General features: G+C 68.7%; 19 protein-coding genes. 11 read left to right on the top strand and 8 right to left on the bottom strand.

The window, feature by feature from the left end:
* From murD to FN976_RS05200, 11 genes are all read left to right on the top strand, one after another.
* Positions 1-1,515, top strand: a complete 1,515-nt coding sequence (gene murD / locus FN976_RS05250; RefSeq protein WP_145891720.1) for a UDP-N-acetylmuramoyl-L-alanine--D-glutamate ligase — start codon at positions 1-3, stop codon at positions 1,513-1,515.
* Positions 1,506-2,720, top strand: coding sequence for a putative lipid II flippase FtsW (ftsW, locus tag FN976_RS05245; protein WP_432417847.1), 1,215 nt, complete (start codon positions 1,506-1,508; stop codon positions 2,718-2,720). The genes murD and ftsW overlap by 10 nt, the downstream gene beginning before the upstream one ends.
* The gene (gene murG, locus FN976_RS05240; protein WP_145891718.1) at positions 2,717-3,787 is read left to right on the top strand and encodes an undecaprenyldiphospho-muramoylpentapeptide beta-N-acetylglucosaminyltransferase; all 1,071 of its coding nucleotides are present in this window, start codon (positions 2,717-2,719) and stop codon (positions 3,785-3,787) included. The genes ftsW and murG overlap by 4 nt, the downstream gene beginning before the upstream one ends.
* Positions 3,784-5,196: a UDP-N-acetylmuramate--L-alanine ligase gene (gene murC, locus FN976_RS05235; protein ID WP_145891716.1), complete on the top strand. Its 1,413-nt coding sequence runs from the start codon at positions 3,784-3,786 to the stop codon at positions 5,194-5,196. Before murG ends, murC begins: the two co-directional genes overlap by 4 nt.
* A complete protein-coding gene (locus tag FN976_RS05230) occupies positions 5,193-6,167 on the top strand; it encodes a D-alanine--D-alanine ligase (RefSeq protein WP_145891714.1) in 975 nt (324 codons plus the stop codon). Before murC ends, FN976_RS05230 begins: the two co-directional genes overlap by 4 nt.
* Positions 6,164-6,952: a cell division protein FtsQ/DivIB gene (locus tag FN976_RS05225; RefSeq protein ID WP_145891712.1), complete on the top strand. Its 789-nt coding sequence runs from the start codon at positions 6,164-6,166 to the stop codon at positions 6,950-6,952. The genes FN976_RS05230 and FN976_RS05225 overlap by 4 nt, the downstream gene beginning before the upstream one ends.
* A 5-nt stretch (positions 6,953-6,957) precedes the next feature.
* Complete coding sequence (gene ftsA, locus FN976_RS05220; RefSeq protein ID WP_145891710.1) at positions 6,958-8,187, top strand: cell division protein FtsA; 1,230 nt, start codon at positions 6,958-6,960, stop codon at positions 8,185-8,187.
* Between the two features lie 231 nt (positions 8,188-8,418).
* The gene (gene ftsZ / locus FN976_RS05215) at positions 8,419-9,669 is read left to right on the top strand and encodes a cell division protein FtsZ (RefSeq protein WP_145891708.1); all 1,251 of its coding nucleotides are present in this window, start codon (positions 8,419-8,421) and stop codon (positions 9,667-9,669) included.
* 142 nt (positions 9,670-9,811) lie between these two features.
* Positions 9,812-10,735: a UDP-3-O-acyl-N-acetylglucosamine deacetylase gene (lpxC, locus tag FN976_RS05210; RefSeq protein WP_145891707.1), complete on the top strand. Its 924-nt coding sequence runs from the start codon at positions 9,812-9,814 to the stop codon at positions 10,733-10,735.
* A 13-nt stretch (positions 10,736-10,748) separates the two neighbouring features.
* Complete coding sequence (locus tag FN976_RS05205) at positions 10,749-10,931, top strand: hypothetical protein (protein WP_145891704.1); 183 nt, start codon at positions 10,749-10,751, stop codon at positions 10,929-10,931.
* Between the two features lie 12 nt (positions 10,932-10,943).
* Positions 10,944-11,297 carry a DUF2304 domain-containing protein gene (locus FN976_RS05200; protein ID WP_145891702.1) on the top strand — a complete coding sequence of 118 codons (354 nt, stop codon included), beginning with the start codon at positions 10,944-10,946 and terminating at the stop codon, positions 11,295-11,297.
* Here the strand turns inward: FN976_RS05200 and FN976_RS05195 are convergent.
* From FN976_RS05195 to FN976_RS05160, 8 genes are all read right to left on the bottom strand, one after another.
* Positions 11,290-13,068, bottom strand: a complete 1,779-nt coding sequence (locus FN976_RS05195; RefSeq protein WP_145891698.1) for a glycosyltransferase — start codon at positions 13,066-13,068, stop codon at positions 11,290-11,292. The genes FN976_RS05200 and FN976_RS05195 overlap by 8 nt on opposite strands.
* Before the next feature lie 129 nt (positions 13,069-13,197).
* Complete coding sequence (gene ruvC, locus FN976_RS05190; RefSeq protein ID WP_145891696.1) at positions 13,198-13,746, bottom strand: crossover junction endodeoxyribonuclease RuvC; 549 nt, start codon at positions 13,744-13,746, stop codon at positions 13,198-13,200.
* Positions 13,747-13,765: 19 nt separating this feature from the next.
* Entirely contained in the window at positions 13,766-14,758 is a 993-nt protein-coding gene (locus tag FN976_RS05185) for a phosphatidate cytidylyltransferase (protein WP_145891694.1), read from the bottom strand.
* 9 nt (positions 14,759-14,767) lie between these two features.
* On the bottom strand, positions 14,768-15,379 hold the full coding sequence (locus FN976_RS05180) for a lysophospholipid acyltransferase family protein (RefSeq protein WP_145891692.1): 612 nt from the start codon (positions 15,377-15,379) through the stop codon (positions 14,768-14,770).
* A gap of 18 nt (positions 15,380-15,397) precedes the next feature.
* Entirely contained in the window at positions 15,398-16,516 is a 1,119-nt protein-coding gene (locus tag FN976_RS05175; RefSeq protein WP_145891690.1) for a glycosyltransferase family 4 protein, read from the bottom strand.
* Positions 16,516-17,706 carry a glycosyltransferase gene (locus FN976_RS05170; RefSeq protein WP_145891688.1) on the bottom strand — a complete coding sequence of 397 codons (1,191 nt, stop codon included), beginning with the start codon at positions 17,704-17,706 and terminating at the stop codon, positions 16,516-16,518. The genes FN976_RS05175 and FN976_RS05170 overlap by 1 nt, the downstream gene beginning before the upstream one ends.
* The gene (locus FN976_RS05165) at positions 17,699-18,847 is read right to left on the bottom strand and encodes a glycosyltransferase (RefSeq protein WP_186510750.1); all 1,149 of its coding nucleotides are present in this window, start codon (positions 18,845-18,847) and stop codon (positions 17,699-17,701) included. Before FN976_RS05165 ends, FN976_RS05170 begins: the two co-directional genes overlap by 8 nt.
* On the bottom strand, positions 18,844-20,307 hold the full coding sequence (locus FN976_RS05160) for a glycosyltransferase family 4 protein (protein ID WP_145891683.1): 1,464 nt from the start codon (positions 20,305-20,307) through the stop codon (positions 18,844-18,846). Before FN976_RS05160 ends, FN976_RS05165 begins: the two co-directional genes overlap by 4 nt.
* Positions 20,308-20,330 lie beyond the last annotated feature (23 nt).

The following is a 20,330-nucleotide window of genomic DNA, read 5'->3' as shown; positions in this document are numbered from 1 at the left end:
ATGGAATCACTGCACGATCAGAACGTCCTGGTGCTCGGCTGCGGCGCCTCGGGCCTGGCCATGGCGCGCTGGTGCGCGCGGCAGGGCGCGCGTGTCACCGTGGCGGATACGCGCGAGGAGCCGCCGCAGTTGGCGACCCTGCGGGAGCAGGTGCCTGAGGCGCGCTTCGTGGGAGGCGCGTTCGACGACGCCTTGCTGGAAGGCCAGCAACTGGTGTTGCGCAGCCCCGGCTTGTCCCCTGCACAAACGGCCGCGGTGGATGGCCCCGCGCGCGAACGAGGCATCCGTGTCGCCGCCGAGCTCGATCTGTTCTCGGCTGCGCTCGCTTCCCTGCGTGAAAGCCAGGCCTACCACCCCGCCGTGCTCGCCGTCACCGGCACCAACGGCAAGACCACCGTCACCGCGCTCACCGGCCAGCTGGTCGAGCGCAGCGGCAAGTCCGTGGCGGTGGCCGGCAACATCGGTCCCAGCCTGCTCGCCACGTTGATGGAGAAGATCGACGTCGAGGCGCTGCCGCAGGTGTGGGTGCTGGAGTTGTCCAGCTTCCAGCTGGAGGGCGTCACCGGCTTCGAACCGACGGCGGCGACCGTGCTGAACCTGACGCAGGATCACCTGGACTGGCACGGGACCATGGAGGCTTACGCGGCCGCCAAGGCGCGCGTGTTCGGCGAACGTGGCCTGATGGTGCTGAACCGGGACGACCCCTTGGTGATGAAGATGCTGCCGGAGCCGGTGCGCGTCAAGGGCGGCAAGTACGAGCAGCGCGACCACGTGACCTTCGGTGCCGAGCTGCCCAAGCGCCCGGGCGATTACGGCCTGGAAGTCACGCACGGCATGGCCTGGCTGGTCCGGGCGCACGATGCCGACGAGACCGAGCGCAAGCGCAAAGACGTCGAGGTGGAGATCACCTTGCAGCGCTTCATGCCGGCCGACGCGCTGCGCATCCGCGGCCGGCACAACGCGGTCAACGCGCTGGCGGCTTTGGCGCTGGCCACGGCCGCCGGTTGCCAGCTCGCGCCCATGCTCTACGGCCTGCGCGAATACCGTGGCGAACCGCACCGCGTCGAGCCCATCGGCATGGTGCATGACGTCGAATATTTCGACGACAGCAAGGGCACGAACGTGGGTGCGACGGTAGCCGCCCTGCACGGCCTGGGTGCCGAGCGCAAGCTGGTCGTCATCCTCGGCGGCGACGGCAAGGGCCAGGATTTCAGCCCGCTGGCCGACCCGGTGGCGCGGTTCGCGCGCGCCGTGGTGCTGATCGGGCGCGACGCGCCCGCCATTCGCGCCGTGCTGGAATCGTCTGGCGTGCCGCTGCTCGACGCCGCGACGATGGAAGAGGCGGTGCGCAGCGCCACCGCGCGTGCCCACGCTGGCGACGCCGTGCTGCTGTCGCCGGCCTGCGCCAGCTTCGACATGTTCCGCAACTATCCGCACCGCGCCGAAGTGTTCCGCGCGGCCGTGCAGGAAGTCGCCAACGAAGCCGGCGCCGTGCTGGAAGGGGATTGCCGGTGAACGCCTCCACCGCCTCCTTCGGCGGCTGGCTGCGGCGCCGCACCGGGGCCGGGCCGGGGCAGGTCACGCGTGTGCATGGATTCGACCAGGCGCTGATGTGGGTCATGGTCGGCCTGCTCGCCTGGGGCCTGGTCATGGTCTATTCGGCCTCGATCGCGCTGCCGGACAACCCCAAATTCGCCCGCTACGCGCACACGTTCTTCCTTCAGCGCCACGCGATGTTCCTGGTGCTCGCCTTCGTGGTGGGCCTGCTCACCTTCCAGGTGCCGGTGGCGGCCTGGGAGCGCTGGGCGCCCTGGCTGTTCGTGCTGGCCCTGCTGCTGCTGGTGGTCGTGCTGATCCCGCAGATCGGCAAGGGCGTGAACGGCGCGCGCCGCTGGATCGTCTTCGGGCCGTTGTCGTTCCAGCCGTCGGAGCTGGCCAAGTTCGCGGTGCTGCTCTACGCCGCGGACTACATGGTCCGCAAGATGGAGGTGAAGGAGAAGTTCTTCCGCGCCGTGCTGCCGATGGCCGTCGCGGTCGCGGTCGTGGGCCTCCTGCTGCTGGCCGAGCCGGACATGGGCGCCTTCCTGGTGATCGCCGTCATCGCCATGGGCATCCTGTTCCTGGGCGGCGTCAATGCGCGCATGTTCTTCCTGATCGCCGCGGTGATGACGGTGGCCTTCGTGCTGATGATCGCGTTGTCCGAATGGCGGCGCGAACGCATCTTTGCCTACCTGGACCCGTGGAGCGAGAAGCACGCCCTGGGCAAGGGCTATCAGTTGTCGCATTCGCTCATCGCCATCGGGCGCGGCGAGATCTTCGGCGTCGGCCTGGGCGGCAGTGTCGAGAAGCTGCACTGGCTGCCGGAGGCGCACACCGACTTCCTGCTGGCCGTGATCGGCGAGGAATTCGGCCTGGTCGGCGTCATCACCGTCATCGCGCTCTTTCTCTGGATGACGCGCCGCATCATGCACATCGGCCGCCAGGCGATCGCGCTGGACCGCGTGTTCGCGGGCTTGGTCGCGCAGGGCGTCGGCATCTGGATCGGCTTCCAGGCGTTCATCAACATGGGCGTCAACCTGGGCGCCCTGCCGACCAAAGGGCTCACGCTGCCGCTCATGAGTTACGGCGGCTCGGCGGTGCTGATGAACGTGGTCGCGATCGCGGTGGTCTTGCGTATCGACCACGAGAACCGCACTCTCATGAAGGGAGGCCGGGCATGAGTGCACGTTGCGCCCTCGTGATGGCTGGTGGTACTGGCGGCCATATCTTTCCGGGCCTCGCCATCGCGGAAGCCCTGCGCGGCCGCGGCTGGCGGGTGCACTGGCTGGGCGCGCCCGGGAGCATGGAGAGCCAACTGGTGCCGCCGCGTGGCTTCGCGCTGGAGACCATCGACTTCAGCGGTGTGCGCGGCAAGGGCGTCGTGACGCTGGCCTTGCTGCCGCTGCGCCTGTTGCGCGCTTTCTGGCAGAGCATCCAGGTGGTGCGGCGTGTGCGGCCGCAAGTGGTGGTCGGCCTGGGCGGCTACATCACGTTTCCCGGCGGGATGATGGGCGTGCTGCTCGGCAAGGCGCTGGTGCTGCATGAACAGAACTCCAAGGCCGGCATGGCCAACAAGGTCCTGGCGGGTGTGGCCGACAAGGTCTACACCGCGTTCCCGGATGTCCTGTCCAAGGGCGAGTGGGTCGGCAATCCGCTGCGCGAAGCCTTCCTGCATCAGCCGCCGCCGGAGCAGCGCTTCGCCGGACGCGCTGGACCGCTGAAGTTGCTGGTCGTCGGTGGCAGCCTCGGTGCCAAGGCGCTCAACGACATCGTGCCGCAAGCGGTGGCACTGCTGCCCGCTGCCGAACGCCCGCACGTCATCCACCAGAGCGGCGCCAAACAGATCGACGAGCTGCGCTCCAACTATGCGGCGGCTGATGTCGAGGCCGAACTCACGCCCTTCATTGACGACACCGCGACGGCGTTCGCCGAAGCCGACCTTGTGATCTGCCGCGCCGGTGCCAGCACCGTGACCGAGCTGGCGGCGATCGGCGTGCCCGCGGTCTTCGTGCCTTTCCCTTTCGCGGTGGACGACCACCAGACGACAAACGCGAAATTCCTGGTCGACGCCGGAGGCGGGTGGCTGGTGCAGCAACGGGAGCTCACGGCCGAGGGGTTGGCCGCGATGCTGAAGAACATGAACCGGCAGGACCTGCTCGCGCGGGCCATGGCGGCGAAGAAGATGGAAAAGACGCAGGCCACCGAGCAGATGGTGGCGGCCTGCGAAGCACTGGCGGGGACGCCATGAAACACGCGATCAAGCACATTCACTTCGTAGGCGTGGGCGGCGCCGGCATGTCCGGCATCGCCGAGATCCTGCGCAACCTCGGTTACCTGATCTCCGGCTCGGACCTCGCGGACACCGCGACGCTGCGCCGCTTGCAGTCGCTCGGCATCCAGACCTTCGTGGGCCACGCCGCGGCGAACGTCATTGGCGCCGATGCCGTCGTCACGTCGACCGCGGTGCAGCCGGACAACCCTGAAGTGCTGGCTGCGCGCAAACGCAAGATCCCGGTTGTGCCGCGCGCCATGATGCTGGCGGAGTTGATGCGCCTGAAGCAGGGCATCGCCATCGCCGGCACCCACGGCAAAACGACGACGACCAGCCTGGTCGCCAGCGTGCTGGCGGAGGGCGGCCTGGACCCGACCTTCGTGATCGGCGGCCGCCTGAACAGCGCCGGAGCCAATGCCAAGCTGGGCAGCGGCGACTACATCGTTGTGGAAGCCGACGAGTCGGATGCGTCCTTCCTGAACCTCATGCCGGTCATGGCCGTCGTCACCAACATCGACGCCGACCACATGGAGACCTACGGCCACGACTTCAACAAGCTGAAGGGGGCCTTCCTCGATTTCCTGCACCGCATGCCGTTCTACGGCACGGCCATCCTGTGCACCGACGATGCCGCGGTGCGAAGCATCGTGGCGGACGTGCAGTGCCCGGTCACCAGCTACGGCTTGAACGAGGAAGCCCAGGTCCGCGCGGTGAACGTGAAGGCGGTGGGCGCGCAGATGCACTTCACGGTGCAGCGGCGCAACGGCGTGACGCTGCCGGACCTGCATGTGAAGCTCAACCTGGCTGGCATGCACAACGTGCTGAACGCGCTGTCGGCCATCGCCATCGCGGTGGAGCTCAACATCCCCGACGACGCGGTGGCCAAGGCGCTGGAGGAGTTCAACGGCGTGGGCCGTCGCTTCCAGAGCTACGGCGATGTCGCGGTGCCGGCCGCCCAGGGTGGCGGCAAGTTCCGCGTGATCGAGGACTACGGCCACCATCCGGTGGAGGTGGCCGCGACACTGGCGGCCGCGCGCGGGGCGTTCCCCGGCCAGCGCCTGGTGCTGGCATTTCAGCCGCACCGCTACACCCGCACGCGGGACTGCTTCGAGGATTTCGTCAAGGTGCTGGGCCAGGCCGACACCGTGCTGCTCTCCGAGGTGTATTCGGCCGGCGAGGAACCCATCGTGGCGGCCGACGGCCGCTCGCTGGCGCGCGCGATGCGCGTGGCCGGCAAGGTCGAACCGCACTTCGTGGATGACATCGGCGCCATGCCGGGTGCCGTGCTCGACATCGTGCGCGATGGCGATGTCGTGATGTGCATGGGTGCCGGCTCCATCGGCGGCGTGCCGGCCAAGCTGGTGGAACTCGGAGGCGCAGCATGAACGCCGCCGTCGACGTGAAGAGCTTCGGCAAGACAGCCGTGCTCATGGGCGGCAAGTCCGCCGAGCGCGAGGTCTCGCTCATGTCCGGCGCCGGCGTGCTGAAGGCGCTGCAGTCCAAGGGCGTGGACGCGCATGCCTTCGATCCGGCCGAACGCGACCTGTCCGAACTCAAGAAGAAGGGCTTCAAGCGCTGCTTCATCGCGTTGCACGGCCGCTTCGGCGAGGACGGAACCGTGCAGGGTGCGCTGGAACTGCTGGGCATCCCGTACACCGGGTCCGGCGTGATGGCATCGGCGATCTCCATCGACAAGGTCATGACCAAGCGCGTCTGGCTCGCCGAGGGCATCCCGACGCCGCGCTTCTTGCTGCTGCGGCGCGGCGCCTACGAGCAGAAGCAGGTGATCGCGGTGCCCGACGACCTGGGCCTGCCCGTCATCGTCAAGCCAGCTCGCGAAGGCTCTTCCATCGGCGTCGCCAAGGTCAAGGGCTACTCGGAGATGAAGGAAGCCGTCGACGCCGCCGCGGCACTGGACGCCGATGTCCTGTGCGAGCAATTCATCGCGGGCGACGAAGTCACCTGCCCGGTCCTGGGCACGGGTGACCAGGCCCGCGCGCTGCCCGTGATCCGCATCGTCGCGCCCGAGGGCAACTACGACTACCAGAACAAGTACTTCACCGACGACACCAAGTACCTGGTGCCTTGCGGCCTGCCGGAAGGCGAGGAAGCCGCCATCCAGGAGATCGTGCTCAAGGCCTACCGGGTGCTCGGTTGCCGCGGCTGGGGCCGCATCGACGTGATGATCGATGGCACCACCCGCAAGCCGTCGCTCCTCGAGATCAACACCTCCCCGGGCATGACCGGCCACTCGCTGGTGCCGATGTCCGCACGGGCAGCCGGTATCGGGTACGAAGAGCTGTGCCTGCAGCTGCTGGCCTCGGCCAGCCTGGACCAGGAGACCGCGCGCCCATGAACGCCGCCCTGCCGCTGGATGTCAAGCTGATGAACGTGACCGCTTCACTGCTGTTCACGGTCTTCGGCTTGCTGCTGGCGGCGGCGCTGGGCTGGTGGGCGCTGCGGCACCCGCTGTTCGCCATCGGGGGCATCACGGTGCAGGGCGATGTCACGCACAACAGCGCGCCGACCCTGCGGGCCAACGTGGCGCCGCGGCTGGCGGGCAACTTCTTCACGGTGGACCTGCAGCGCGCCCGCGCGGCTTTCGAGGCCGTGCCCTGGGTCCGGCAGGCGGTCGTGCGGCGCGAATTCCCGAACCGCCTGCGCGTGGTCCTGCAGGAGCACCGGGCCGAAGCGCTGTGGGGCGCCGAAGCGGAATCCCGCCTGGTCAACAACTTCGGCGAGGTCTTCGAGGCCAATGCCGGCGACGCGGAGCAGGACGACCTGCCCCGGCTGGCCGGGCCGGACGGCGAATCGGCCCAGGTGCTGGCGATGTACCGGGCTCTTCATCCGTTGTTCACCCCGCTGGATCTGTCCGTGTCGCAGCTCACGCTCACCGGGCGGGGCAGCTGGGTCATGGTGCTGGACACCGGCGCCACGGTGGAACTGGGGCGCGGCTCGCAGGAAGAGGTGCTGGCGCGCAGCCAGCGCTTCGCGCAGACGCTGACCCAGGTGACGGCGAAATACAGCCGGCGGCCGGAGGCATTGCTCTCCGCCGACCTGCGGCACGGGGATGGCTACGCGGTGAAGTTGAGGGGCGTCGGCACGACGGACGTGCAGGCGCAGAAGGAACCGAGGAAATAACGAAGATGGCAAAGGACTACAAGGACCTGGTCGTCGGCCTCGACATCGGCACCGCCAAGGTGATGGTGGTGGTGGCCGAGGTCATGCCCGGCGGCGAACTCAAGCTCGCCGGGCTGGGGGTCGCGCCGTCCAACGGCCTGAAGCGCGGGGTGGTCGTGAACATCGACGCCACCGTGCAGAGCATCCAGCAGGCCCTGAAAGAGGCCGAGCTGATGGCCGACTGCAAGATCACGCGCGTCTACACCGGCATCACCGGCAGCCACATCCGCGGCATCAATTCCAGCGGCATGGTGGCGGTGAAGGACCGGGAGGTGACGCCGGCGGACGTGGCCCGCGTGGTGGAGACCGCTCGTGCCATCAACATCTCGACCGACCAGCGACTGCTGCTGGTCGAGCCGCAGGAATTCGTGATCGACGGCCAGGACGTGAAGGAGCCGATCGGCATGAGCGGCATCCGGCTCGAGGCCAAGGTGCACATCGTCACCGGCGCCCAGAGCGCGGCCGAGAACATCATCAAGTGCGTGCGCCGCTGCGGCCTGGAAGTGGAGCAGCTGATGCTGAACCCGCTGGCCTCCAGCCACGCCATCCTGACCGATGACGAGAAAGAGCTGGGCGTGGCAATGGTGGACATCGGCGCCGGCACCACCGACGTGGCGATCTTCACCGGCGGCGCCATCCGGCACACCGCCGTCATTCCAATCGCCGGCGACCTGATCACGAGTGACATCGCGATGGCGCTGCGCACGCCCACCAAGGACGCCGAGGACATCAAGGTGGAGTCGGGTTACGCCAAGCAGTTGCTGGCCGACCCCGAGCAGCAGGTGGAAGTGCCCGGCCTCGGCGATCGCGGCCCGCGCATGCTGAGCAAGCAGGCGCTGGCCGGCGTGATCGAGCCGCGGGTCGAGGAGATCTTCTCGCTGGTGCAGCAGGTCGTGCGCGAGTCGGGCTACGAGGAGGTGCTCTCTTCGGGCATCGTCATCACCGGCGGCAGCGCGATCATGCCGGGCATGGTGGAACTGGGCGAGGACATCTTCCTGAAGCCCGTGCGCCGCGGAGTGCCGCGCTACACCGGCGCCCTCTCCGACATGGTGGCGCAACCCCGGGCGGCGACTGTGATGGGGCTGCTCGAGGAAGCGCGCCTCGCCCGCATGCGCGGCATCAAGGTGGCGCAAAAGAATGGCTCGATGAAGACCGCCTTCGGACGATTCCGCGACTTCATCGTGGGGAACTTTTGACCCCCCCCGAAGCGTCCTTCGGCCGCCTCCCCCCCAGGGGGGCGCCACCCGCGGCCCGGCAAAGCCGGTTCCGCGGTGGCACTCGCATTGTCAGTCTGTGGCAAGCCCGCGCCTCGCCTCCGGGCGAGAGAAAGGAGCGATGTCGGTGCACCGATCCACCGCTCTCGCGTTGATGACACACAAAGAACAGCAAAGCATTTGGCAACTGCAAACGTATTTCAGGAGATTGCAATGAGCATCGAAATGATCGAAGTCGAGGAGTTTCACCAGGGCACCATGATCAAGGTGATCGGTGTCGGCGGTGGCGGCGGCAATGCCGTGGCGCACATGATCGAGCGCAACGTGCAGGGCGTGGAATTCGTCTGCGCCAACACCGACGCACAGGCGCTGGCACGCAGCTCCGCCCACAAGCACATCCAGCTGGGCCACAGCGGGCTGGGTGCCGGCAGCAAGCCGGACAAGGGCCGCGAGGCCGCCGAGGCGGCCGTCGAAAGCATCCGCGAGGCGATTGAAGGGGCGAACATGCTCTTCATCACCGCCGGCATGGGTGGCGGCACCGGCACCGGCGCCGCGCCGGTGATCGCGCGCGTGGCCAAGGAAATGGGCATCCTGACGGTCGGCGTGGTCACCAAGCCCTTCGACTGGGAAGGCGGGCGCCGCATGACCAACGCCGACAACGGCCTGGCCGAGCTCGAAGCCAACGTCGATTCGCTGATCGTGGTGCTGAACGAGAAGCTGCTCGAAGTGCTGGGCGACGACATCTCGCAGGACGAGGCGTTCGCGCACGCCAACGACGTGCTGAAGAACGCCGTCGGCGGCATCGCGGAGATCATCAACGTGCCCGGCCATGTGAACGTCGACTTCGAGGACGTGCGCACGGTGATGGGCGAGCCCGGCAAGGCGATGATGGGCACGGCCCTGGCCAACGGCCCGGACCGCGCGCGCATCGCCGCGGAACAGGCGGTGGCCTGCCCGCTGCTGGAAGGCATCGACCTGTCCGGCGCCAAGGGCGTGCTGGTGCTGATCACCGCGGCCAAGGGTTCGCTCAAGCTGAGCGAGTCGAAGCTGGCGATGAACACCATCCGCGCTTACGCCTCGCCGGACGCGCACGTGATCTACGGCACGGCCTACGACGACGAGCTGCTGGATCAGGTGCGCGTGACGGTGGTCGCCACCGGCCTGTCGCGCCAGGGCCAGGGCCAGCGCCGCACGGCTCCGCCGCTGCAGGTGCTGCGCACCGGCACCGACAACGTGCCGTTCAACGTGCCGACCATCCACAACGCCATCGGTGGCCCCGGTGCCATCCAGACGCGTGAAAGCCAGGCGGCCGCGGCGGCGACCCAGCCGGACTACAACGGCCTGGCCGTGCCCAGCGTGTGGCGCACCAACCGCACCCAGGCGGCAGCCAAAGTCGATGCCCTCTCCAGCGGCGGCATGGACGATTTCGAGATCCCGGCCTTCCTGCGCAAGCAGGCAGACTGAGCGGAAGCAGTAGAAGTTCTCCAGTTGGGAGGTTTGGGAGGTGGGCGCAGGCAGCCCACCTCTTTTTTCTTTCTGGAGCCCGCATCGGGGCCATCGCGCCGCTTTACCGCGCCTTTGCGGCCCGCGGCCTAGAATCGCGCCCATGCTGCGCCAACGCACCCTCAAGTCGCTGACCAAGGCCGTCGGCGTGGGCCTGCACGGCGGGCAGCGGGTGGAACTGACGCTGCGCCCCGCCCAACCGGACACCGGCATCGTGTTCCGCCGGGTTGATCTGCCGGTGCCGGTCGACATCCCGGTGTCGGCCCAGGCCGTGACGGACACCCGCCTGGCTTCGACCATCTCCAGCGGCGGCGCCAAGGTGCACACCGTCGAACACCTGATGTCCGCCTGCGCGGGCCTGGGGCTCGACAACCTGGTGGTGGACATCACGAGCGAGGAAGTGCCCATCCTCGATGGCTCTTCGGCCTCGTTCGTCTTCCTGCTGCAAAGCGCCGGCATCGAACAGCAGAACGCGCCGCGCCGCTTCATCCGCGTGCTGCGGACGGTGGAGGTCCGCGAAGGCGAGGGTGCCAACCTCAAGTGGGCGCGACTCGACCCGTACCACGGCTACAAGCTGAGTTTCGAGATCGAGTTCGCGCATCGCGTCGTCAATTCGACCGGCCAGCGCTACGAATTCGACCTGAGCTCGGGCCACTATTCGCGCGACATCGCGCGGGCCCGCACCTTCGGCTTCACCAAGGACGTCGAGATGATGCGTGCCAACGGGCTGAGCCTGGGCGGCGGGCTGGACAACGCCATCGTCATGGACGACTACCGCGTCCTCAACTCCGAGGGCTTGCGCTACGACGACGAGATCGTGAAACACAAGATCCTGGACGCGATGGGTGACCTGTACCTGGTGGGCAAGCCCTTGCTGGCCGCCTACAGCGCTTTCCGTTCGGGCCATGCGCTGAACAACAAGCTGCTGCGCGCCCTGCTGGCGGACCAGGACGCCTTCGAAGTCGTGAGCTTCGCTGACGAGCGCGAGGCGCCCGCGGGCTTCGCGGTGCCGGCGCGGGCCTGGTAGCTTCGTTCCTCCGATGCTGTTGTTCCGCTGGATCGTCATGCTGCTGCTGCTGGCCGCGGGCGTCAGCTTCGCGTTCTATGCGGGGACGGGGCAGCCGAAGTACAAGAAGTTCGGGCTGATCGTCCTGAAGTGGACGCTGATCGCGGCGTTCGGCTTCCTGCTGGTGCTGTTTGTCGAGCGCCTGGCCACCACTTAGTAAAATTCGGCCATGGCCAGCCTCCAACTCACAACTACCCTCCTGGGCGTCGGCCTGTCCGCGGCCATCGTGGTCCTGCTGAGGCGCGATCACCTGCACCCGCTCTACGGTGTTTTCTGGCTGTCCGTGGCCGGGGTCGCGGCATTGCTGGGCCTGTGGCCGGGATCCATCGACTTCATCGCCAGGACCGCGGGGATCGCCTATTCACCGGCGCTGCTGCTCCTGCTGGCCGTGATCGTGCTGCTGATCAAGTCACTGCACGGCGACATCGTCAACACGCGCATCGAACGGCAGGTCCGGCGGCTGAACCAGCGGGTGGCCCTGTTCGAGCTCGAGCACAACCGCGCGGCCGGTCCGCTCAGTTGACGCGGTTCGCGCTGCGGACCTTCCACTGCGACATGCACAGGAGTGTCGTGACGGCCATGTAGCGGCCGACGCTGAACCAGGAATGGAAGATGCGTGACTTTCCGGCGGTTCGCAGTTTCATCGAGACCGGAACCTCCACCAGGCGCATGCCGGCCTCCCGCAGCAGCAGCAGCGTGCCCACGTCCTGGTAGTCCAGCAGGGTGGCCTCCTCCGCCGCCAGCAGCCGCATGGCGGCGCGGTTGTAGTAGCGGAAGCCGGAGGTCAGGTCCTCGAGCCCCAGGCCCGTCAGGCGCTGGAACCAGTTCCAGGCGAATCGCCGCAGCGAGCTGGCGCGCTCCGGGAACGCGCCGATGACGACATCCGCCGCGCGGGCCGCCTCCACGAGCCTGACGATCTCGCCGGCTTCGTGCTGCCCGTCGGCATCCATGGTGACGACCGCGGCATAGCCTTTGGCGAGCCCATAGCGGATGCCAGCCTGCATCGCGCCCCAGGCCCCCAAGGGCAGCACGGGCCGCACGACCGTGGCGCCGGCTTCCCGCGCCACGTCCCCGGACCCGTCGCTGCTGTGGTCATCGACCACGAGCACATCGCGCCAGCCGGCCTCGATCAGCCGGGCGACCACGGAAGGCAGCGTGGTCGCCTCGTTCCGTGCGGGAATCACCACCAGGGTGCCAACCCCCCCGGTCCGGCCTTCGCCGACCAGGCGGGCGTAGTACCCGACGATCTCCGCCGTGCAGGCCTCGATGGAAAAGCGGGCCCGCAGGCTGGCATGCCCGGCGGCGCCGAGGCGCGCCCTTTCCGCGGGCTGCGCCGCCAGGCGGGCGATCGCGGCGCTCCAGGCCGGGGCGTTCCCTGGAGGGACGACTTCACCGCACCCGGCGCTGCGGACCAGCCAGGGCAGACCGGATCCAGCCAGGTCCGAAACCAGGCAGGGCTTCGCATGCAGCATCGCTTCCAGCACGACCACCCCGAAGGCCTCCGTGCGCTCGAGCGAGGCGAGGCAGAACAGGTCGCACGTCGCCAGCAAGCCATGCTTCACGTCCTCATCGACCTCCCCGAGCAGGCGAACGCGCGGCAGCTCGCCCGGCGGGGTCAGGGCCCGGATGCGGGCGTCCAGCCGGGCATGCAACTCGCCCGCGCCCGCGATCAGCAATTCGACGTCCGGCATGGCGGCGACCGCCTCCACCAGCGTCTCGAACCCCTTGTAGTACGTGAGCCGGCCCACCGAGAGGAGGCGCAGGACCCCCGGGCGCCATGTGGATGCTTCGCCAGCGACCCGGGGGGCGGGCGTGACGGCCAGCCCCAGGGGCACGACGACGCAGCGGTCGTGCCAGCGGGCGAGCGGCTCGCTGGCGTCCAGGTAGGGTGGCGACGTCACCAGGACGCGTTCCGCGTGCTCCAGCACCGCCTGCTCGAACGGGCGGTAGAGGCGGTAGGCCGCGCCCAGGTGGCCGCGGATCGCCGACGGCACGACATCCGAATGCCAGTGGACCATCCACGGGATGGCGCGCGCCGATTCCAGCGTCAGGCACCACAGAGCGCTGTTGTTCGGCAGGTGCAGGTGCAGCATCTGCGGCCGGAATCGCTCGATGGCCCGGGCGACCGCTGCCCGGAAGCCGAGTGCGAATGGTGCATAGCCGAGGTGGAACTGGACGGGGACGCGCACCAGCCAGGCCGGGTCGCCCGGCCGCGGCTCGCCATGCACCACGGCGAACGCTTCGACGCCGGCCGCGCGCTGCGCCGTGACCAGATCCGAAAGGAAGGTTTCCATGCCCCCGCGATGCGGAGGGAAGAACTTGCCGATGTGAAGTACTCGCAGCGTCACCGCAGGACCATGTTCCGCGGCACCACCGGCCCCGCCCAGAGCCCTCCATCATACTTTGGCCGGCATCCGGCCCGCTCAGTACGTCCGGCCCGCCTTGTACATGGCTGAAGTCCGCCTGGAGGTGGCCGCGGCCTGGTTCAGGCGTGCCAGGGTGGCGCCGGCATGCGCATGCGTGATCGCGATGCCCAGCGCGTCGGCGGCGTCCTTGCCCGGCAAGCCCGGCAACTGGAGCAGCCGCTTCACCATTTCCTGCACCTCCGCCTTGCCCGCCTTGCCGTAGCCCGCCACCGCCTGCTTCATCTGCAGCGCGGTGTATTCCGCGACCTCCAGCTGGCCCACCACCAGCGCGGTGACGCAGGCACCGCGCGCCTGGCCCAGCAGGAGCGTCGCCTGCGGGTTGACGTTGACGAAGACGATCTCGACGGCGGCGATGTCGGGCTGGTAGCGGGTGCGAACCTCCTCGATGCCTTCGTACAGCACTTTCAGCCGGGCCGGCAAATTGCCGCGGTCCAGGTGCGTGGTGGTGATGGTGCCGCTGGCGACGTAGCGCAACCCGCCGCCGTCGGATTCGATCACGCCGAAGCCGGTCGTCTGCAGGCCGGGATCGATGCCGAGGATGCGCATGGGGCGATGGTAAGCGGCTTCAGACGCCGAAGTACCAGCGCACGGAATGAAAAAAGATCGGCGCGGCGAAACAGAGCGCGTCCACCCGGTCCAGCAAGCCATTGGCGCCGGTGACCGCGACCCCGCGCTGCCCCCAGGCGGGCACGCCGCGGTCGCGCTTGAGCGCCTTCATCACGAGGTGCCCCATCGACCCGGCGACGCAGGCGATGAACGCCATGGCCAACGCTTGGCCCGGTTTGAACGGCGTGATGAAGGAGAGCACGCCGCCGGCAAAACAGCCCACCGACAGGCCGATGCTCCAGCTGTACCAGTTGAAGCTCTTGCTCACCTCCGGCAGGCTCGGCGGGCGCTTCAGCTTGCGCGTGACCAGGTGCTGCACCAGCATGCAGGTCTGCACCACGGAGACCAGGAAGAACACGAGGAACGCTTCCTTGCCCTCGTAGTTGCGGCCCGGAAACTCCAGCAGCAGCAGCGCCGGCACGTGGCTCATGCCGTAGATGCAGACCATGATGCCCCACTGCAGCTTGGCGTTGCGCTCCAGGAAGCGCTGCGAGTCGCCCGAAATGGCGCTGGCCACCGGGATCAGCAGGAACACATAGACCGGGATGAAGACGGTGAACAGGTCGAAGTGCCGCGTGCCGACCAGGACGAACTGGATGGGGAGCACCACGAAGAAGGCCAGGACCAGGCTGCGGTGGTCGCCGCGCCGCGTCGGCGACAAGGTGATGAACTCGCGCAGCGCGAAGAAGGCGATCAGCGAGAACAGGATCGTCGCCATCGTGTCGCCGGTGGCCCAGGCCAGCCAGAACGCCACCACCATGAACCAGGAGGTCGCCAGCAGCGAGCGGAAGTTGCGCAGCTCCTCGTGCCAGGCATCGTCATGCGGGTTGCGCTGTTCGCGCAGCGTCAGCAGGAATGCGGTCACGCTGGCGATCACCAGGATGCCGAACACGATGAGGAACAGCGCCGCCACCTGCTGGGTGGGCGTGAGGCTGCGCAGGAACTGGTTCATGGTGCCGGCTCAGACATCGCGCAGGGCGATCACCGCCAGCCGTGCGCGGTCCAGGAACGCGCGCCGTTCTTCGTCGGCGCCCAGCACGATGGGCGCGCCGAAGGTCACGGAGCAGAGGATCGGGACCGGCACCACTTCGCCCTTGGGCATCACACGCTGGATGTTGTCGATCCAGGCCGGCACCAGGACCACCTGGGGAAATTTCCGGGCCAGGCTGTAGAGGCCTGATTTGAAGGGCTGCGGCTCTTCGGCGTGGCCGCGTGTCCCTTCCGGAAAGATGATGATGGAGTCGCCGCTGGTCAGCGCGTCGACCAGGGGCTGCAACGGATCTTCATCGCCCTTGCGCTCGCGGTCCACATAGACCGCGTTGAAGACCGACGTGGTGATCCACTGCTTGAACGGCGTCTTGGTCCAGTAGTCCCTGGCCGCGATCGGGCGGGTGATGCTGCGCAGTTCCTCCGGCAGGGCCGCCCAGATCATCACCAGGTCCGCATGGCTCTGGTGGTTGGCGAAATAGATGCGCTGTTCGGCCTTGGGCGGGCAGCCGTACCAGCGCGCCTGGGCCCCTGTCAGCGCGCGGATCAGTCCCAGCAGGAACAGGCTCATGAGCTTCGCGAGCATGGGCGCGATGATACGGGCTCAGGACCGGGCGGCGCGTGCCTGGCGGGCCTGCGCGAAGACCTCGAGGGTGTCGCGCGCCGCCTGTTCCCAGCGGAACCGGCCCGCCTGCGCCTGCGCGTGCGCGGCGAGTCCGTCCCGGTACCCAGGTTCGCCGGCCAGCTTGCGCAGCCCCTGGGCAATCGAAGCGACGGACAGCGGATCGACGTAGTGGCCGGCCGGCCCGGCGACCTCGGGCATCGACGAGGTGTCCGAAGCAAGGACGGGTGTACCGAAGGACATGGCCTCCAGCAGCGGCAGGCCGAACCCTTCGTAGAGCGACGGCATGGCGAGGCACAACGCGTGCCGGTACAGGGTGGCCAGCGTGGCGTCGGAGACGCGGCCGAGGACGACCACCTGGTCCGCGCCGTGGCGGTGCGCCGATTCCGCGATGTCGGCGCCCCAGCCGGCGGCACCCACGACCGCCAGTTGCAGCGGCGCTGTGCTGCTCCCCCGCACCGCGCCGAACGCCTCGATCAGCCGCTGCAGGTTCTTGCGCGGCTCGATCGTCCCGACGAACAGGACGTACGGTAGCCGCAGCCCCAGGGCCGCCAGGGCATCGGCGCCGGCCGGCTCAGGCAGGGGAGACAGTCCTTCGTGGACCACCACCGTCCGCGCCGCCGCGGCGGGAAACCCCGCCGCGATGTCTCTCGCCGTGGATTGCGAGACCGCGAGGATCCGGTCGGCCCGCGCGATGCTGCGCGGCATGAAGAGGGCGTCGAGGGCCCGGCTGGAGCGCCGCATGGTTTCCGGCGCGCGCTGCCAGCAAAGGTCGTGCACGGTCAGGACACCCGCGCAATCCCGCGGCAGCCACAGTGGCAGGCGATGGGCCGGCGCCCAGAACACGTCGGGCCGGTCGCGGGCCGTCCACAGCGGCAGGCTGGCCGCCAGCGCCAGGATCCGGCCAGGCGCATCGGGCAGGCCGTCCTGCCGTCCGCCCACCCGCGAGCTCCCCGTCGCCAGCGCAGGGACGCGGCGTCCGTAGAGCAGCCATTCGTGCCCGTCGTCCAGCGCCAGCATGGCTTCGAGGAGGCTGCGCAGGTAGCGCGAGATGCCCGCGCCATCCGCTGCCAGCATGCTGGCGTCGACGGCGATGCGCATCACGCGCGCTCCCGCCGCGACACAGGCCCGCGCTCGCGCCGCAGCAATGCTTCCACCCGGGCATGCGCCTGGTCCACGATGCTTTCCCACGAATGCTGGGCGAGGAAGGCCTCGATCACGTCGCGGCCGCGGGCGGCACCTGCCGCCCGCGCTTCCATGACGGCCGCCGCAAATGCGGCAGGAGAACTGCCATAGCTGGCGAATGCGCCCATCCCGAGGCGCAGGCCGCCGATGTCGGTGCTGGCGATCCCCAGGCCCGCCGCCACGTATTCGTAGAACTTCAGCGGGCGTTCGATGTGCCGTGTGAGATCTCCGGTTTCACGGAACGGGATCAGGCCGACTTCGCAGCCCGCCAGCATCCCGGGGATGGCCTCGGGCGCCAGCGCACCGTGAAACCGGACGTTGGGCGCACCGCCGCCGGGGAGCGGCCGGCTGACCGGCCCGTGGATGTCGAACGTCCACTCCGGCAACAACCGCGCGGCCGCATGGAGCAGCTCCACGTCCACCCATTCGCTGACGGAGCCCAGGAAAACCGCGCTGTTCGGGCGGCGCGCGACCGGATGACGCTGGCGGAACGGCCCGGCCTCGACACCGTTCGGCAGCAGGACCGCGGGACTCGGGCCGAGCGACATCGCATGGTCCCGCAGGGACGCGGACACCGCCCACACCTCGTCGTAGTCGCCCTCCCTCAGCCCGTGCTCCAGCTGGCGGATCAGCACCGGATGCAGGTCATGCGAGAAGCCGGCGGGCAGGTCGCTCAGGCGGAAGATCGAAGTGCGCGCGCGCACCCAGGGCCGGTAGATCACGTTCGGCGAGGTCTCGTGCATGCACAACGCATAGTCGCGCTCCCGCACCCAGGCCGGCAGCAGCCAGGCGAAGCTGGGCAACTGCCACTCGCCCCGCAGGAACAGCTTGTGCGCCGGGATCAGCGCCTTGAAAGCGTACTCGTCGAGGCCGGGTGCGATGGGCGTGCCCCGCCGGTCCTGCCCGCCGCCCCACACGCGCTTCAAGCGTGGACGGCGCTGCGCGCCCCAGAGATCGAAGACCGAGGAAGCGGTGGCGACGTAGTCGACTTGCCAGCCGCGTGCGGCGAACCCTTCGGCCAGGTGCTGGATCCCGACCTTCAGGCCACCATCCACGAACGAGTGGGTGCCGAGAAAGAGCGCGCGGCGTGGCCGGTCTTCAGCCACCGAGCAATTCCTCGACGATGGCGCGCAGGCGCTGCTGGTTGCGGTCCGCGGAAAGTTCGGGCGCCGCGCGGTCGGCGTTGCGTTTGAAGGCGCGCAGTTCGTCCGCCGTGATCGCGTTGAGCTGCGCGGCGAGACCGCCCACCGAGAAGTCGGAGCCGACGAGACCGAGGTCGTGCCGCTGCACGATGCGCGCCATCTCGGGCGAGGGCCAGATCGCGATGGCCAGGCGTGCCTGCACGAATTCGAACAGCTTGTTCGGCAGTGCCATGCGGCAATTGAAGGTGTCCGGTGCCAGCAGGTACAGGCCGATGTCGTAGCCGCTCAAGGCCGGGACGATGTCGGCGAGCGGGACCGGGTCGCGGAAGCGGACGTTCGGCAGTCCGGCCGCCAGGCGCTTCAACCGGCGCAGGTAGCGTGCGTTGTCCGGCATGAGCATCAGGTCGAGGCTGAAGCGCCGGTCGAGGCCGCGCATCAGGTCCAGCATGGCCTCGAGCTTGCGCGACGGGCTGCTGCTGCCGTGGTGGACCATGCGGATGCGCTGCGGGTCCACCGGCCCGGGCGCGACGAGCGCATGCGGCGCGGCGTTGGTCATCACCTCGGGCATGACGCCGAAGCGGCTGGCGTATTGCTGCGCGATGCCGTCGCTCACCGTGAGCATGCGGTCGGCCTGCGGGAGGTATTCGCGCGCCACGTGGACCCAGAAATCGCGGAAGAAGGTGTTGAAGTACCAGCTGTCCTCGTGCTGGCCGGGTTCGTACTCGTGCGCATCCAGCAGCAGTTTGCAGCCGCTCTGGCGCGCGAGGCGCAGTCCCAGCGGCAGGCTGAGCAGGTCATTGGCCAGGATCAGGTCGTACCTGGGCCCTTCGAGGGCCCGCAGTGCGTGGCGAATGTGGGCGGATCCCCAGTAGTAGGCTTCGAATTGTCCCCGCTTCAGGCGCAGCGCCTGCATCGCCTGGTGCAGCACATTGGCGGCCGGCCGGCGCAACGGCACGTGGCCCTCGGCCTCCGGATGCGGAGGGGTGAAGCCCGCCGTGGTGAGCTGGAAGCCGCCTTGCAGCGCCGCCAGCTGCCGCTGGACGCGCGGGTCCCGGTGCAATGGCGAGAAGGAGACGACGAGGACCCGCCGCCCAGGATGGCTCACGGCTTCGGGATTGCCGAAAGAGGGGTCGCCGGAACCGGCACCTCCGTGCCGGCGGGAACCGCACGCCGGGCCGCCAGGTCCTGGTAAAGCCGCACCAGGCGCGCTTCGTAAACCTGCCAGTTGTCCTGTGCGATGTAGGTGGCGCAGGCGGCCCGCGCGGCGGACAGTTCGGCCTCCGTCAGCGCGTTGATCGTCCGGGCGATCAGGCGCGGCGTGGCGGGCTCGGGCAGCAGCCAGCCCACGCCGTGCCGCGCGATCACGAGCGACATCTCCGTGAGCGGGCTGCACAGGATGGGCACCCCCGCCGCGGGGTACTCCCACAGCTTGTTGGGCGTGCAGAACAGGTGGTTCAGCCCGGCGCGTTCGTAAGGAATGAGTCCGACGCGCGCCCCCGCCGTCCAGAGCGCAAGCTCGGCATGCGGCGCGGGGGGAAGGAAGCAGATGGCCGGCTGCTGGCGCCCCACCGTGCGCCCCAGCACACCCTGCGCGATCTCGCGCAGCTGCGGCTCCAGGTTGCCCCACCCCATCATGACGAGCGTCCAGTCCGGATCCAGGAATTCGGCAGCGGCGACGAGGTCGCGCAGGCCGCGCTTCTCGGCGAAACCTCCCTGGTACAGCACGATCTTCTGGGTTTCCGGCAGCTGGGCCGCCCGCCGCATGCGGCCGTCGTCCTCGACGGACCCGAGCGGAAGCGTCGCGTTCTTGACGATCACGGAGGGCGGCAACGCAGGATAGCGCCCGGCGTAGAACCCGGCGATGCTGTCATTGATGGTGATGAAAGCATCGACCCGGCCATGCAGGCGCTTCAGGAGCCGGCCGTAATACAGCTGCTGCTGCGGCGTGGCCTGGGCGATCTCCTCATAGATCTCATGGGCGTCCCAGACGAGCTGCGCACCCATGGCGGCGGCCGCGGCCGCGCCAGCTGGCAGCGTGTACATGTCGTGGCAGTGCACGATGTCGGCCCCGGATGCGTTCGCGGCATTCTCCAGCAGGCGGATCCTGGCGCTGTGCGTGGAACGCACCATGATGTCCTGCATCCAGCCGACCGGAAACCACTTCGGCGAACGCGCCAGGACGCCGGCGATGATGCCCTTCAGGAACGGGAAGACGAGGTGCACCTTGAGCTTCGGGAATCCCAGCGCGATCACGGCCCCGCTGGCCGCGAGCAGGACGTAGGGCAGCAGCGGAAAGTGAGCGAACAGGTCGACATACCATGCCGTGCCGAGTGCGAGACCGCCTGCCACGGGCACGATCAACTTGCGCGATTTAGAGGGGGGCTGTTTCGGCGGCACCAGCAGCGTGACTCTGGCGCCGCTGGGGCGAAGGTGGGTGCCCTGGTGCTTCCGGTCCGCCAGGCCGTGCACGTGCACGTCGTGTCCCGCCTGCGCGAGGCTGTCGGCCTCCTTGAGGATGCGGGCATCGCTCAGGACGCTGTTGAAGGCTAGGACGCAGACTCGCATTGGTTCGACAAACTCCCTGGTCG

This window comes from Caenimonas sedimenti (genome assembly GCF_007833165.1).
Classification (GTDB): domain Bacteria; phylum Pseudomonadota; class Gammaproteobacteria; order Burkholderiales; family Burkholderiaceae_C; genus Ramlibacter; species Ramlibacter sedimenti.
This window is presented reverse-complemented; position numbering and strand designations above follow the sequence as displayed.